The sequence below is a fragment of the Deinococcus sp. genome, from assembly GCF_018260405.1.
In the GTDB taxonomy this organism is placed as follows: Bacteria; Deinococcota; Deinococci; order Deinococcales; family Deinococcaceae; genus Deinococcus.
This window is the reverse complement of sequence record NZ_JAGLBG010000076.1, coordinates 1-12,935: the sequence shown is the minus strand read 5'-3', so window position 1 is coordinate 12,935 and position 12,935 is coordinate 1. Positions and strand designations below refer to the sequence as shown.

The 12,935-nt window shown below is 61.7% G+C and carries 15 protein-coding genes; 7 read left to right on the top strand and 8 right to left on the bottom strand.

Features of this window, described 5'->3' with window-relative positions; translation table 11 throughout:
- Positions 1-212 precede the first annotated feature (212 nt).
- From asnS to QZ269_RS09875, 3 genes are all read right to left on the bottom strand, one after another.
- Complete coding sequence (gene asnS, locus QZ269_RS09885) at positions 213-1,562, bottom strand: asparagine--tRNA ligase (RefSeq protein WP_291426545.1); 1,350 nt, start codon at positions 1,560-1,562, stop codon at positions 213-215.
- A gap of 74 nt (positions 1,563-1,636) precedes the next feature.
- Complete coding sequence (locus QZ269_RS09880; protein ID WP_291426544.1) at positions 1,637-2,158, bottom strand: YsnF/AvaK domain-containing protein; 522 nt, start codon at positions 2,156-2,158, stop codon at positions 1,637-1,639.
- 75 nt (positions 2,159-2,233) lie between these two features.
- Complete coding sequence (locus QZ269_RS09875; protein WP_291426543.1) at positions 2,234-3,079, bottom strand: DUF2382 domain-containing protein; 846 nt, start codon at positions 3,077-3,079, stop codon at positions 2,234-2,236.
- Between the two features lie 199 nt (positions 3,080-3,278).
- Here QZ269_RS09875 and QZ269_RS09870 point away from each other — a divergent pair, with 199 nt between their 5' ends.
- From QZ269_RS09870 to QZ269_RS09840, 7 genes are all read left to right on the top strand, one after another.
- Positions 3,279-4,286, top strand: coding sequence for a low specificity L-threonine aldolase (locus tag QZ269_RS09870; protein WP_291426542.1), 1,008 nt, complete (start codon positions 3,279-3,281; stop codon positions 4,284-4,286).
- Between the two features lies 1 nt (position 4,287).
- Positions 4,288-4,626, top strand: coding sequence for an HNH endonuclease (locus tag QZ269_RS09865; protein ID WP_291426541.1), 339 nt, complete (start codon positions 4,288-4,290; stop codon positions 4,624-4,626).
- Between the two features lie 60 nt (positions 4,627-4,686).
- The gene (locus QZ269_RS09860) at positions 4,687-5,715 is read left to right on the top strand and encodes a CPBP family intramembrane glutamic endopeptidase (protein ID WP_291426540.1); all 1,029 of its coding nucleotides are present in this window, start codon (positions 4,687-4,689) and stop codon (positions 5,713-5,715) included.
- 71 nt (positions 5,716-5,786) lie between these two features.
- Positions 5,787-6,281, top strand: a complete 495-nt coding sequence (locus QZ269_RS09855) for a GNAT family N-acetyltransferase (RefSeq protein ID WP_291426539.1) — start codon at positions 5,787-5,789, stop codon at positions 6,279-6,281.
- Positions 6,282-6,338: 57 nt separating this feature from the next.
- Entirely contained in the window at positions 6,339-6,863 is a 525-nt protein-coding gene (locus QZ269_RS09850) for a DUF1999 domain-containing protein (RefSeq protein WP_291426538.1), read from the top strand.
- Positions 6,844-7,068: a heavy-metal-associated domain-containing protein gene (locus QZ269_RS09845; protein ID WP_291426537.1), complete on the top strand. Its 225-nt coding sequence runs from the start codon at positions 6,844-6,846 to the stop codon at positions 7,066-7,068. The genes QZ269_RS09850 and QZ269_RS09845 overlap by 20 nt, the downstream gene beginning before the upstream one ends.
- 21 nt (positions 7,069-7,089) lie before the next feature.
- Positions 7,090-7,416: a DUF503 family protein gene (locus QZ269_RS09840; protein WP_291426536.1), complete on the top strand. Its 327-nt coding sequence runs from the start codon at positions 7,090-7,092 to the stop codon at positions 7,414-7,416.
- 289 nt (positions 7,417-7,705) lie between these two features.
- Here QZ269_RS09840 and QZ269_RS09835 read toward each other — a convergent pair whose 3' ends face one another.
- The 5 genes from QZ269_RS09835 to QZ269_RS09815 all read right to left on the bottom strand — a co-directional run.
- Positions 7,706-8,452 carry an ABC transporter ATP-binding protein gene (locus QZ269_RS09835; protein ID WP_291426535.1) on the bottom strand — a complete coding sequence of 249 codons (747 nt, stop codon included), beginning with the start codon at positions 8,450-8,452 and terminating at the stop codon, positions 7,706-7,708.
- Positions 8,449-9,246, bottom strand: coding sequence for an ABC transporter ATP-binding protein (locus QZ269_RS09830; RefSeq protein ID WP_291426534.1), 798 nt, complete (start codon positions 9,244-9,246; stop codon positions 8,449-8,451). Before QZ269_RS09830 ends, QZ269_RS09835 begins: the two co-directional genes overlap by 4 nt.
- Positions 9,243-10,637 carry a branched-chain amino acid ABC transporter permease gene (locus QZ269_RS09825; RefSeq protein ID WP_291426533.1) on the bottom strand — a complete coding sequence of 465 codons (1,395 nt, stop codon included), beginning with the start codon at positions 10,635-10,637 and terminating at the stop codon, positions 9,243-9,245. Before QZ269_RS09825 ends, QZ269_RS09830 begins: the two co-directional genes overlap by 4 nt.
- A 3-nt stretch (positions 10,638-10,640) precedes the next feature.
- A complete protein-coding gene (locus QZ269_RS09820) occupies positions 10,641-11,630 on the bottom strand; it encodes a branched-chain amino acid ABC transporter permease (RefSeq protein WP_291426532.1) in 990 nt (329 codons plus the stop codon).
- A gap of 652 nt (positions 11,631-12,282) precedes the next feature.
- Positions 12,283-12,935: branched-chain amino acid ABC transporter substrate-binding protein (locus tag QZ269_RS09815; protein ID WP_291426531.1), on the bottom strand; the 653-nt coding region annotated here is incomplete at its 5' end.

Sequence of the window (12,935 nt, the reverse complement as noted above, 5' to 3'; positions counted from 1 at the left end):
AAGACTAGGAATATCTACCTTCTGAGACGAGGAATCATTCACCCATTCACATTAAGCTGACTTTGCGGTTGCCCTGCTTCCTCTACCTCATTAGATTGGCTCTCTGAAAGACTTGCACTAAAGTGCATGGCTTAGGACCAGCGTATTCGGAGAGTTAAGTGGTCTGAATGCCCCGAAAATGAAAAGGGCACTCAGACCGTTGAAACCTTGCTCTAGGGGCGCATCCGCGTAAGCATACGGGGAAACGCAATGGCCTCGCGGATGTGGTCGATGCCGGTGATCCAGGCGATGGCCCGTTCGAGCCCCATGCCGTAGCCCGCGTGTGGCACGCTGCCGAAGCGCCGCAGGTCCAGATACCAGTCGAAGTCTTCGAGCGGCAGCTTTTCGGCCTCGATGCGCGATTTGAGCAGTTCGTAGTCGTGAATGCGTTCACTGCCGCCAATAATTTCGCCGTAGCCTTCGGGCGCGATCATGTCGTCGCACAGGGCCACTTTTGGGTCACTGGGGTCAGGCTGCATGTAGAACGCCTTGATGCCCACCGGATACTTTTCGACCATCACTGGGCGGTCAAAGTGGTAGCCCAGGATCGTTTCGTGCGGTGCGCCCAGATCGTTGCCCCATTCGACAGGCTGCACATCGGCCTGCACATTGGGCGGCAGATCGCGTTCCTCGATGTGCCTGCGGATAATCTCCAGCGCCTCCGTGTAGGTAATGCGCGGGTAGTGACCCTCGGCGGCTCCGCGCAATTTGGAGGTGTCGCGGCCCAGCAACTCCAGCTCGGTCTGGCACTCTTCCAGCACGCGCCTGACCATAAAACTGACCATGCGTTCCTGTAAGTTCATATTCTCGGCGTGGTTGCTGGGGGCCACTTCCGGCTCGATCATCCAGAATTCCAGCAGATGGCGGCGGGTTTTGCTCTTTTCAGCGCGGAAAGTCGGCCCAAAGGTGTACACCTTACCAAAAGCCAGGGCGCCCGCCTCGGCGTGCAGTTGCCCAGTCTGGGAGAGGTACGCCTTGTCCTCGCCGAACAGGTCGATCTCGAACAGCTCGGTGGTGTCCTCGGCGGCGTTGGGCGTAAAAAAGGGCGCGTCGAAGCGGATAAAGCCTTCCTGATGAAAAAATTCCGTCAGCGCCCGCTGCACGCAGTCACGCACGCGCAAGATGGCCCAGGGGCGGCGGTGGCGTAGCCACACGTGGCGGTGATCCATCAGGAAATCGGTGCCGTGCTCCTTGGGCGTGATCTGGTATTCGCCCACGTTTTCGCTGATGGCCGCCAGGTCACGCACGCTCAGTTCGACGCCGCCCGGAGCGCGTTCGTCGGCCCGCACCTCGCCGGTCACCGTAATGGCCTGTTCCTGGGTCAGGCGTTTGGCGGCCTCGAACACTTCCTCGGACACGTCGCCCCTAAATACGGTGGCCTGCACGAAGCCGCTGCCGTCACGCAGTTTCAGGAACTGGATTTTGCCCTTGCCGCTCTTGTCGGTCAGCCACGCGTTGAGGGTCACGGTTTGCCCGGTCTGCGTCCCGAGTTGCCTGATGGTGTGATTTGCTGCTTTACTCATTGGCGAGATTATGGCAGCAAAAAACCAGCATCGGCAGACACTGGTCGTTTCTGGTGAGGGCCGCGCTTACGGCTTTATTTCAGGTCTTTCCCCAGCGTCACGTCCTGCACCAGCCCGTTAGGATCGCGGATATCCAGTTCCTCGCGGCGCAGGGTGACTGTTTCGGTGTGGGTAAAAGTCTGCATCTTCTTTTTCACATCGACTTCGCTCACGGCAAAAACGTGCTTAAGGACTTCGGCGCGTTCATCTTGAAGCAGCACTTCGTAGGTGCGCCCCGGCTTCAGCACCTCGCCGTTCATCATGACCTTGCCCGCGCCTTCCCTCACCGTAATTTCGAGCACCTCGGAGCTGAGCGTCACCGGAATAGTCTCCTGGCGCTCACGCAGCACCTTCTGAATGGTGACGGCCCCCGCCTGCTCCCTGACCACGTCGATCACGGCGCGTTCTTCGTGCAGGGTCAGGGTATCGAGCGGAGTAACGCTGCTTTGTCGGCTGCTCAGGCTTTCGCCCCGTACCGTACCCAGTTTGGTGTCTTGCCCTGGAACCTTGCCTTCTACCAGACGTTCACCGGGGTTAAGTTTATTTTTATCGTCCATGTCTGTTCCTCTGGCCTTCATGGTATGGCACAAAAAAGGCGGGGGAAATTCCCCGCCCCTTCATTTGGCGCTAGCTTACAGCTTCTTGGCAGCGTCGTCCAAGACCACGTCGCCGGTTTTGTTGACTTCCAGCACTTCCTTGCCGATGGTCTCGGTGACCTGCTGGGTCTCGGTCACGGTGCGCTTGCCCAGGCTAACTTCTTCGGTAACAAAGGCCTGCTTGCTCACGTTGGCACGCTCGGCTTCGAGGTCAACGCTCATAGTGGCGGTGGCAGCACCCAGCACGGCGCCGGACACAGGCTGACCGTCGGTGACAGCGTGACGCTCGATGACCACTTCTTCGCGCTCAAGGGGCACGTTGATGGTTTCGGTGTGGGTTTCGACACGCTTGCCGATCTGCACACTACCAGCCTTGAAGCGGTCCTTGTTGACGGTCAGGCGCTCTTCGAGCAGCTGGAGACGCTCGGGGGTGCTGTAGGCCTGCTCACGGAAGGCGGTCACGTCGGTGTCCTTGCCGGTCAACACGCGCTCGCGGTAGGCGGCGGTGTCCATGTCGGTGACGCCGCGCAGCACGCGCTCGTCGCTGTCTACCATGTCATTGGTATAGGCCTGGCCTTCGTGGTACTCGCTCATGGCCTTGACCTGGTCTTTGGTCAGGTTGTCAAAGTACACGCCGCTATCGTCGATACGGGCGTAGCCGACGGGCACGAGGACTTCCTTGCTGCTGAACCAGCCGCCCACATCAACCAGGAGGAAACGAATTTTGCCGGTACCGGGTTCGACCAGGGCGTCCTTAACTGCGCCGATCTTCTCGCCGTTGTAACCGTAAGCGGTGCCGCCGACGGGGTTATAGACGTTGGTGTCGAGTTGCAGATCGGTGTGGACATCGGACAGACGGATCAGGCTTTCGTTGGTAGTCATAGTAGTTCCTCCAGAAGTGATGCGGGGATTAAGTCCCCGATGACCAGAGTCTGACGCACGCCCTCAGATCACATTTGAGACTGTTCTAAAGGCGTCCATACTGGACCTTTAGAAGACCGTCATGAATAGTCTTTTTAGCAGATTCTCACTTGACTACTGGTCATTTTGTTGAAGGGGAGCTGTTGGCTATGCTGGTTCCATGTCTGTTCTGGCTGATCTGCGCTCCGATACCGTCACCGTGCCCACCGCCGCCATGCGTGAGGCCATGGCCCAGGCCCCCGTCGGAGACGACGTGTACGGCGAAGATCCCACGGTCAACGCGTTGCAGGCCGAGGTCGCGCGGCTCACCGGGCATGAGGCGGCGCTGTTCATGCCGTCGGGCAGCATGAGCAATCAGGTGGCGCTGGCACTGCACGCGGGCCGGGGTGAGGAAGTCGTGTGCGCCGAGGGATCGCACATCTACGAGTGGGAACTGGGCATGATGGCGGCCTTCAGCGGCCTCGTGCCCCGCTTCGTGCCTGCGCCGCTCGGCGTGCCCGACCCCGAACAGGTGCGCCTGGCAGTGCGCCGCAGTGTCTATCAGTCGCCCACGGGCCTCATTTCGCTGGAAAATACCCACAACAAGGCGGGCGGCACCGTCTTGCCACTGGAGGTCATCGGGCAAATCCGGGCGGTGGCCGACGCCGAGGGCCTGCCCCTGCACCTCGACGGGGCGCGGGTCTTTAACGCGGCGGTGGCGCTGGGCACGCCGGTTTCCGAGATCACGCGGCACTTCACCACGGTCAGCCTCTGCCTCAGCAAGGGGCTGGGCGCACCCGTGGGCAGCGTGCTGGCCGGTTCCCGAAAACACGTTGCCACGGCGCACCGCTACCGCAAGATGATGGGTGGCGGGATGCGGCAGGCCGGAATCCTGGCGGCGGCTGGCCTGATCGCTCTGCGCGACGGCCCCGGCTGGCTGCCCGAGGATCACCGCCGCGCGCGCCAGTTGGCCCAGGCATTGGCAGGCGCCGGGTACGCCGTGAATCTGGCCGCCGTGCAGACCAACATCGTTTACGCGCAACTGCCCGGAGCGCAGCAACGGGTCGACCGCTGGGCGCAGCAGGGCGTGCTGTGCAGTGCGCTGGGGCCGGACTCGGTGCGTTTTGTGCTGCACCATCAGGTCACCGACCAGGGGCTGGAACAGGCGATTGCAGTCCTGACCGCCTGAAATGGTTCGCAGGCGCCCTGAATCCGCGTGGCCTTTTTCCGCGCAGGCCGCTGCCCCGGTCTGCGCCCTGTGCGAACGCCAGACGCCGCTGCTAACCGAGCATCACCTGGTGCCGCGTTCGCAGGGACGGCGGCGGGGGGTCAAGGTCAGCGAATTGCCCACCGTCATGCTGTGCCCAGCCTGCCACAAGTTTTTACATGCCACCCTGACCAACGCGCAACTGGCAAATGAATTCCCGGATCTCGAACGGCTGCGCCAGCATGAGGACGTGCGCAAGTTCCTGCACTGGCTTCGTAAACAGCCCGCGACCAAGGCGGTGCGGATTCGCCGGGGCAGGTGAGCTTTCGTCATAAGCCTGCATGAGGGCGGCCCGGCAAAGCCCGCGCTAGTCTGAAGAGTAATGACTGCACCAGATGGACCAACTTCCGCGCCCTGGCCTGGAGATCACCCGGCCAACTATGGTGTTCAGCCCCCGCCTGCTGGCCCCCGCATCCGGGCGGTGGACGGCAACCGCGCCGCGCTGATGCTCCTGGTGACCCAGAACGTCGTTTCGGTGCTGTGCGCCGGAATGTACCTGCCTATCAACGGTCAGGCGGTGCATATCGGTCTGGGCTGGCCGCTGGGGGCCTCGCTACTCGCCAGTTTCGTAGTAACGGTGCTGCTGGCTTTTTTGCTGTTCCGGCCCACCATGCAGGCGCTGGCCGCCGATACCCGCTGGCGTACTCCCCCGGCTTGGGGGCTGGCGCTGGCCGCGTTTGCACTGGGCTTTTTGGCATCACGGGCGTTTGCGCTGGCTTACATCACGCTGGTGCCTTCGGCAGTCAGCAGTATGCCGCAGTTCCTGAGTCACGGCCCCGACCTGTGGGTGCTGATGCTGGCGGCGGGTGTGTTGATTCCCTTTGCCGAGGAAGTGGCTTTCCGGGGCCTGATGATGCGCGGGCAGGAACGGGCGGCGGGCTTCGGCGTGGCGGCTATAGCCACGACCTGCGCGTTTGGACTGGCGCACGGCGTTCCGGCGGCCATCGTCGGCATTTTGCCGCTGGCCTACGTGCTGGCGCGGGTGGTGCAGCATACCGGCAGCCTCTGGAGCAGTGTGATCGTTCACGCCCTTAACAACCTGTTCTCGGTGGGCCTGGGGTCAGTTGTAGCGGGCAAGACCATCGGCAACCAGTCGCAGGCGCTCGACCTTATCAAGAACGAGTCGATGCGGATTCCCATCGCGCTGGTGGCCCTCGTGTTCGGTAGCGTGGTGCTGACCGTGGCCCACCTGATGCTAAAGCCCCGGCCCGACGCCCAGGTCGAAAGCCAGCGCGGGCCGTGGTTCAGCGCGGCCTACGCGGTCATCGTGCTGCTCGGTCTGTATCTGGCGTTCAAGACGCTGCCGATGTTTGCGCCGCAGGCCAGTGCATTGAAGGGAGTGCTGCACTAGACCTCCTGTGTTCAGCCTGTACTAGTCCCCATACGCCGGAGATCCTCTTTTCTTCGGCGTATGCTTGTGCCATGAGCCTTCTCGTCCGCGCCGCCACCCGTGAAGACGTTCCGGCGATTCTCGACATTTACAATGAGGCGGTGCTTAATACCACGGCCAGCTATGACCTCGAACCCGTTTCGCTCGAATCCCGGCTGGACTGGTACGACCATAAGACCAGGGGCGGGTGGCCGGTGCTGGTCGCCGAACAGGGCGGGCAGGTAGACGGTTTTGCCACCTTTGGGCCGTTCCGCGAAAAGGCGGGCTACGCGGGCACTGCCGAGCACAGTGTGTATGTGCGGGCGGGGCAGCGCGGCAGCGGCCTCGGCCTGCGGCTGATGCAAGCGCTGATCGCCGAGGCGCGGAAGATGGATTTGCACGTTCTGGTTGGCGGAATCGACGCCGACAACGCGGGCAGCATCGCCTTTCATGCGCGGCTGGGCTTCGAGCAGGTCGCGCACATGAAGCAGGTGGGCCGTAAATTTGACCGCTGGCTTGATCTGGTGTTTATGCAACTGACTTTGTAACGCTGGGCCGCCCTCTGTCCCTGGGCCTCACCCCCGAGTAGGCGCTAGCCTGAGCCTATGCGTTACCGCACTTTTACCGACGCCGATTACGCGGCGCTTCAGGCGCTCGACCGGCAGATTCAGTTGCAGCTCGACCCCGCGTTTGGGGCACTGCCCGAACGCGAACAGGAAGGGCGGCTACACACCAGCCTCGCGGCCCTCAAGTTCTACGAGCGCAGCGAACACTCTTTTGTGGCCGAGGACGGCGAGATTCAGGGGTTCATCTTTGCCCAGAGCGTGTGGCAGGGCGACCGGCCCGTTGTGCTGGTGCGTACCCTCAGCGCCTTGGAAGGTGCCCCCACAGAAATGCTGCGCGGTCTGGTACATGCCGCCGTCAAGAGTGCCTACGACTGCGCGGTGTACGAGGTTCACCTGAACGTGCCGCCCGCGCTGCGCCCCGTAGCCGAGGCCGAAGAAGCCCACCGCCTGGGCGATTACGCCGTTATTCACCTGGGCACGCGGGCCAGCACGGCCCCAGGCGAGCTATTTTATTTGCCAATTCTGTCAGAGGCCCTGGCGCATAATGACGGGCATGACTGCTAAGCCGACTCGCGTACTCCTGGGTGTCCGGGGAATGAACAAAGAAGCTGGGGAAAAGGTGGCGGCGGCGCTGCTCGCGCTGCCCGGCGTAAGCAAAGCCGTGCCGGACGTGGGTCAGATCGAGGTGCACTACGATCCCTCACATCACACCATCATGGATCTGGTGCGTACCGTACGCACGCAGGGTTTCCTGGCCGGAATGCTCTGAGGTGGGCCGGGGAAACGGGGCATGAGTCTGGGCTACGTTGGCGTGCTTACCGTGCGCCTGGAAATGCCGTGGGTCGGTAACCTGAAGGAAAAGCGGGCACTGGTGCGGCCTGTTGTCGAGCGCCTCAAGTCGCGCTTTCCGCTGACGGTGGCGCGGCTCGACGGTCTGGATGCCCACGACTGGGAAGTGATCGGTGTGGCTACCCTGTCGAACGATTATGGCTGGGTGCGCGAAACCCTGAAAATGGCCGCCAACTATATCGCCTCTGAGGGCGAGTACCGCGTCACCGATGAGCACACCGAGATTACGGCGCTGGGCGAACAGGATGAAGAGGTCCCGGACGAATAGAGCTTGCGCGAAATTCGCAGTGCGGTCGGTCTGAGGGCCGCAGGGTCTAATGGATTGCGCTTAATTCTGGTGCGGTCGGGGCGCGGGCAGGCCCCATCCTGGGTGCTGCCCGGCCTGTCGCGTTGCAGTCAGGGTTGGTAGCAACGGTCATTGGCTCAGGGAGTGGCTTGCTGGTTGTGGTCTTCGTGCGCTTTGCCTGGGAACGCCGCGCCGACCTCTAGGCAAGCGTTCCCAAAGGAAAAGGGCCGGAAACCTGAGTCCCGGCCCTTCTTCTCTATACCTCTGCGCCCTATTCGTCGCCCAGGTAAGCCTTGCGCACGCTCTCATCGGAGGCGATGTCGGCGGCGTTTCCCGAGAGGCGAATCTCGCCGGTTTGCAGCACGTAGGCCCGCTGGGCAATGGCGAGGGCCATGTTCGCGTTCTGCTCGACAAGCAAAATGGTGGTGCCGTGCTCGCGGTTTAGCCGCTCCACGATGTCGAAAATGGCTTCCACGAACAGCGGCGACAGACCCATGCTCGGCTCGTCCAGCAGCAGCAGCTTGGGGCTAACCATCAAGGCCCGGGCAATCGCCAGCATCTGCTGCTCACCGCCCGACATGGTGCCGCCCAGCTGCGTCTCGCGCTCTTTGAGGCGCGGAAACAGCGCGAATCCTTCCTGCACCCGCTGCTCAATCAGCTTGCGGTTGGTGATGGTAAAAGCCCCCACTTCGAGGTTTTCACGCACAGTCAGCTGCGGAAAGATGCGGCGGCCCTCGGGGACATGGCTCATGCTGCGCTGCATGATGGTGTGTGAGGGAATACCGCTGATGTTCTGGCCCTGGTAGATAACCTGGCCCTGTTTGGGCTTCATCATGCCCGAAACGGTCTTGAGGGTGGTGGTCTTGCCCGCCCCGTTGCCACCGATAAGCGCGACGATCTCGCCTGGGTTGACCGTCAGGTTTAGGCCCTTGAGCGCGTGAATCTGGCCGTAATAGGTGTGGACATCGCGCAGTTCCAGCAGCGGGGCCGCGCCAGCCGTTATGTTGTCTGCGCTCATGCCTGGGCCTCCTTGCCATACTCGCCCGCCGCAGTGCCGCGTCCCAGGTAGGCTTCCATAACGGCGGGGTCGTTACGAACCTCGTGGGGCAGGCCCTCGCTCAGCTTGCTGCCGTAGTTCAGCACCGTGATGTACTCCGAGAGAGTCATAACCAGTCGCATGTCGTGTTCGATCAGTACCACGGTCACGCCTAACTCGTCACGAATGGCGCGGATCAGGGCCTTGAGGTCCTCGGTTTCGCGGGGGTTCATCCCGGCGGCGGGTTCGTCCAGCAGAATCAGCTTGGGCGTGGTGGCCAGGGCGCGGGCAATTTCCAGTTTGCGCTGGTCGCCGTAGGGCAGGCTGGTCGAAAGTTCGTTGCGCCACTTGCTCAGGCCCACGAAGTCCAGCATCAGGCGGGCAGTGTCCACTGCTTCTTGCTCGTCGTGTTTGAACTTGCTGCTGCGTAAGATGGCGTCCCAGTACCCGCTTTTCAGGCGCACGCCGCGCCCCAGCATGATGTTTTCCTCGGCGGTCATGCTGGGAAACAGGCGGATGTTCTGAAAGGTGCGGCTAATGCCCGCCTCGACCACCTGATCGGGGCGCAGACCGATCAGTTCGCGGCCACCCAGTTTGATGTTGCCGGTGTCGGGCGTATAGATGCCGGTAATCAAGTTAAAGAAGGTGGTCTTTCCGGCCCCGTTTGGTCCGATCACGCTGATGATGCTGCGTTCGGGCACCTGAAAGGTCACGTCGTTGACGGCAGTCAGGCCACCGAAGGTCTTGGTGACGTTCTGTACGTCGAGCAGACTCATTTCTCACTTCCTGTACGTTCGTTCTCGCCGCGCGTGGCAAAGCCGGGCGACAGCACCTCGCCCTCGCCGGTGCCTTCTTGCAGGTGGTTGTCGGCGCTCAGGCTGCCTGCGGGTGGGTCGTCTTGGTGCATCTCGACCTGGTGGCGGGCGCTGGGCAGCAGGCCCTCGGGCCGAAAGAGCATCATAAACACCAGCACGAACCCAAAGATAAAGCGCTGGTACTTGCTGGGGTCAAGGTTCTGGTTGATGTTGGGAAACTGCGCCTGAAGCACTTCGGACAGCGTGGGCAGCACCGTGAAATTCAGCATGGTGACCACCACCGCTCCCAAAATAACGCCGGAAATGTTGCCCATGCCGCCCAGAATGACCATGCTCAGCACGCCAATGGACTGGAAGTAGTTGAAGCTGGTGGGGTCGATAAACGCCTGCTTGGCCGCGAAGATCACGCCCATCGCCCCGGCGAAGCTGGCCCCCGAGGCGAACGCCAGCAGCTTGGTACGCAGCAGCGGCACACCCATCGCCTGCGCCGCGATCTCGTCTTCACGAATGGCGATCCAGGCCCGCCCGATCTTGGAGCGGTCAAGGCGGCGGTTGACCAGCACGATCAGGGAGATGACGGCCAGCACCAGAATGTAGAGGAAAAACAGCTTGTGCTGTTCCGGCGCAAAGCCCAGCGACCCGGCGATCTTGTCGAGCCAGGGCACCGGCGCACTCTCGATACCGTCAATGCCCTGCGGCCCGTTGGTGATCGGCAGGTTGTTGGCGAAAATGCGGATCACTTCGCCCAGTCCTAGCGTCACGATGGCGAGGTAATCACCCTTGAGCTTCAGCACTGGCAGACCGATCAGCACGCCCACCAGGGCGGCCAGGGCTACGGCCAGAGGAATGAACAGCCAGAAGTACGCTGGATTCAGGCCGTGGGCGTAAGCCGCGTTGCCGGTAATCTGCCCGAGTTGCGGGCTACCGAAGATGCCCCACAGGTAAGCGCCCACCGCGAAGAAAGCGATGTACCCCAGGTCAAGCAGACCCGCCAGCCCCACCACGATGTTTAGCCCCAGCGCCAGCGCACTGAAAATGAGAATCTGAATGACCAGATCGAAATATGAAGCGTTTTCGCGTCCCATGAAGGGCAGCACGAACACGATACCGGTGATGTACACGATGGTTTTGGCCCAGTTGGCGGCTTTCCACTGGTAGGCGAACAGCATGCTGAGCAAGAAGGCCCCGAACAGCACGGGTTGCAGCAGCTTCATGGGGCCGTCGGCGATCGTGCTGCGCATGAAAATCAGCAGGGCCGCCGTGATAGCGGTGTAGGCCAGCAGCGCCCAAGTGCGGTCGCCGCCGCCGGGGCGCACCTTGAGCGGGGCGGGCGTGGTCGGTAGGGTCGTCATGCGTTACACCTTCTCCGTGGAGGACTTGCCGAGCAGACCGGTCGGCTTAATGAAGAGAATCAGAATCAGGGCCAGAAAGCCGCCCAGGTCCTTGTATTCGGCCTTGATATAACTGAGCCAGTGCAGCCCCGGCAGCGCGGAAAAGAGGCTCACGACGCCCAGCAGGGTTTCGACCCAGCCCAGCACGATGCCCCCGAGCATGGCCCCCGGAATACTGCCGATGCCGCCTAGCACCGCCGCCGAAAAGGCTTTCATGCCCGGCGCCATGCCGCTGTAGGCGTTGAGTGCCTGGTATTTCATGGCGTACATCACGCCGCCGAGTCCGCCGAGGGCCCCACCGATCAAAAAGGTCAGGCTGATGATGCGGTTGCTGTCGATGCCCATCAGTCCGGCTGTCTGGCGGTCGTGCGCCACGGCGCGGATGGCGCGGCCCAGCCGGGTGTGATTGACCAGTAAGTTCAGCCCGATCAGCATCAGCGTGGCGACCACCAGCAGGATGACGTCCTTGACCTGAAGGTTAAGCGAGGTGATATCGATTCCGGCGAATTTGGTCAGCGGACTGGTAAAGCCCTTGGGCAGCGTCACGCTCAGGTCGAACATCCCCGTCAGGCCGACCACGAATTTGAGGGTGTCTTGAAGGATCAGCGAAACGCCGATGGCGGTGATCAGCGGTACGAGGCGCTGGGCACCGCGCAGCGGGCGGTAGGCCAGCCGCTCGATAACCACGTTCAGTGCTCCCGAAACGATCATGGCGGCCAGACACGCGAGCACCAGCTTGAGGTAACCGTTCATGGACGAATCCTGAAGGGCATGAAAGACGAAATACCCGACGATGCCCCCCGTGATAAACACTTCCGAGTGGGCAAAATTAATCAGCTGAAGGACGCCGTACACCATGGTGTACCCGAGCGCGACGATGGCGTAGAGCACCCCGAGGCTCAGGCCACCCACCAGCACCTGCAAAAGAATGGTCATGACTGTCTGTAGGTCCACTTGGTCACCTGTATTATGGAGTCTGAAGGCACTCATCCGGCGGCCTAGTCAGAAAAGCCGTATCCTAGACAAAGAGATTCAGGAGCTTACAGGCTATCAGCCCGCACGCCCCTGGATGTTCCAAAGATGAGCTGTCGAATGCGGTGAAGGGTGCATCGGAACCCGGCTCTGGGTCTCGGGGCAGCAGCTAAGACCCATACGGGTGCGTCCAGGCCCCTTCACGAGTGCCGTTCTGGTCAGGACGCTGTTGCACCCAAAACAGCGCTTAGGCTTGCTCTGCTTAGCAGCTTTTCAAGTCAAGCGAGCCTGTTCTAACAAGAAGCGAGGAGGAACAGCCGCTACGGCTTTCGCGGTATGAACTCGTCAAGCTGCTGGCAGGGGCGCAGTCGGTGTGGTTCCGACTGTGCCGGAATTGAACGGAATCCGTATTACGTAACGGCTCGGACAGTTTCATACCTTGGGAGAGGGGAAATCCGAAATAAGCGGCTTGGCACGCCAATTGCGTTACTGCGTTACCCCCCCCTCACTTCACGCTCTGCAAGTTCCAACCTGTCGCGGCGCGAGCTGCACGAGTCCCCCGCAGGTGGGAAGCTAAAAACTTCGTGCTGGTTGTACTTTGCAGATGGAACTTTAAAACTGTCCGCACCATTGATTATTTGCGAATGACGTTTATGGTGCCAGCGGTGCTGCGCTTGGCGTCCTTGACGGCGATCACGTACATCTTGGCCGTGGTACGGTCACCGTTCTTGTCGAATTTAACGGGCCCGGTCAGTAGGTCAGGGTAGCTGCCGCTGCGGATGCTGGTTTCGACCTGGGCGCGGGTAGGCACCTTGCCGCCCGCTGCCTTGGAAGCGTTCAGGATGCCCTCGAGCACGACCTTGGCGGCGTCGTAGGCCATGACGCCGTAACCCTGGAGCGCAGTGCCGAACGCTTTCTGGAAGTTAACGGACGCTGTTTTGGCTGCGGGCACGACTTCGACCGGGGGGGCGATGGTCGTGAAGTAGATGTCGCTTGCGCCGCTTCCGGCGAGCTTGATCAGGTCTTCGCTGTCATAGCCGTCGCCGCCGACAATCGGGGTGGTGATGCCCTTGTCGCGCAGCTGCTTGACAAAGGGGCCAGCCTGGCCGTACACGGCGCCAAAGTAGATCGCGTCGGGCTTGAGGGTCTGAATCTTGGTGATGACGGCTGTGAAGTCGCGCTCCTGGCTGTCGATCCCTTCGCTCTGAACGATGGTCGCGCCCTTGGCCCGCAGTTCCTTCTCGGCTTCGTCGGCGAGGCCCTGGCCGTAGGGGGTCTTGTCGTTCA

Excerpts from the sequence above, each read along its gene's own strand:
- asnS (WP_291426545.1), bottom strand. The coding sequence starts at position 1,562 with ATGAGTAAAGCAGCAAATCACACCATCAGGCAACTCGGGACGCAGACC.
- QZ269_RS09880 (WP_291426544.1), bottom strand. The coding sequence starts at position 2,158 with ATGGACGATAAAAATAAACTTAACCCCGGTGAACGTCTGGTAGAAGGC.
- QZ269_RS09875 (WP_291426543.1), bottom strand. The coding sequence starts at position 3,079 with ATGACTACCAACGAAAGCCTGATCCGTCTGTCCGATGTCCACACCGAT.
- QZ269_RS09870 (WP_291426542.1), top strand. The coding sequence starts at position 3,279 with ATGTCTGTTCTGGCTGATCTGCGCTCCGATACCGTCACCGTGCCCACC.
- QZ269_RS09865 (WP_291426541.1), top strand. The coding sequence starts at position 4,288 with ATGGTTCGCAGGCGCCCTGAATCCGCGTGGCCTTTTTCCGCGCAGGCC.
- QZ269_RS09860 (WP_291426540.1), top strand. The coding sequence starts at position 4,687 with ATGACTGCACCAGATGGACCAACTTCCGCGCCCTGGCCTGGAGATCAC.
- QZ269_RS09855 (WP_291426539.1), top strand. The coding sequence starts at position 5,787 with ATGAGCCTTCTCGTCCGCGCCGCCACCCGTGAAGACGTTCCGGCGATT.
- QZ269_RS09850 (WP_291426538.1), top strand. The coding sequence starts at position 6,339 with ATGCGTTACCGCACTTTTACCGACGCCGATTACGCGGCGCTTCAGGCG.
- QZ269_RS09845 (WP_291426537.1), top strand. The coding sequence starts at position 6,844 with ATGACGGGCATGACTGCTAAGCCGACTCGCGTACTCCTGGGTGTCCGG.
- QZ269_RS09840 (WP_291426536.1), top strand. The coding sequence starts at position 7,090 with ATGAGTCTGGGCTACGTTGGCGTGCTTACCGTGCGCCTGGAAATGCCG.
- QZ269_RS09835 (WP_291426535.1), bottom strand. The coding sequence starts at position 8,452 with ATGAGCGCAGACAACATAACGGCTGGCGCGGCCCCGCTGCTGGAACTG.
- QZ269_RS09830 (WP_291426534.1), bottom strand. The coding sequence starts at position 9,246 with ATGAGTCTGCTCGACGTACAGAACGTCACCAAGACCTTCGGTGGCCTG.
- QZ269_RS09825 (WP_291426533.1), bottom strand. The coding sequence starts at position 10,637 with ATGACGACCCTACCGACCACGCCCGCCCCGCTCAAGGTGCGCCCCGGC.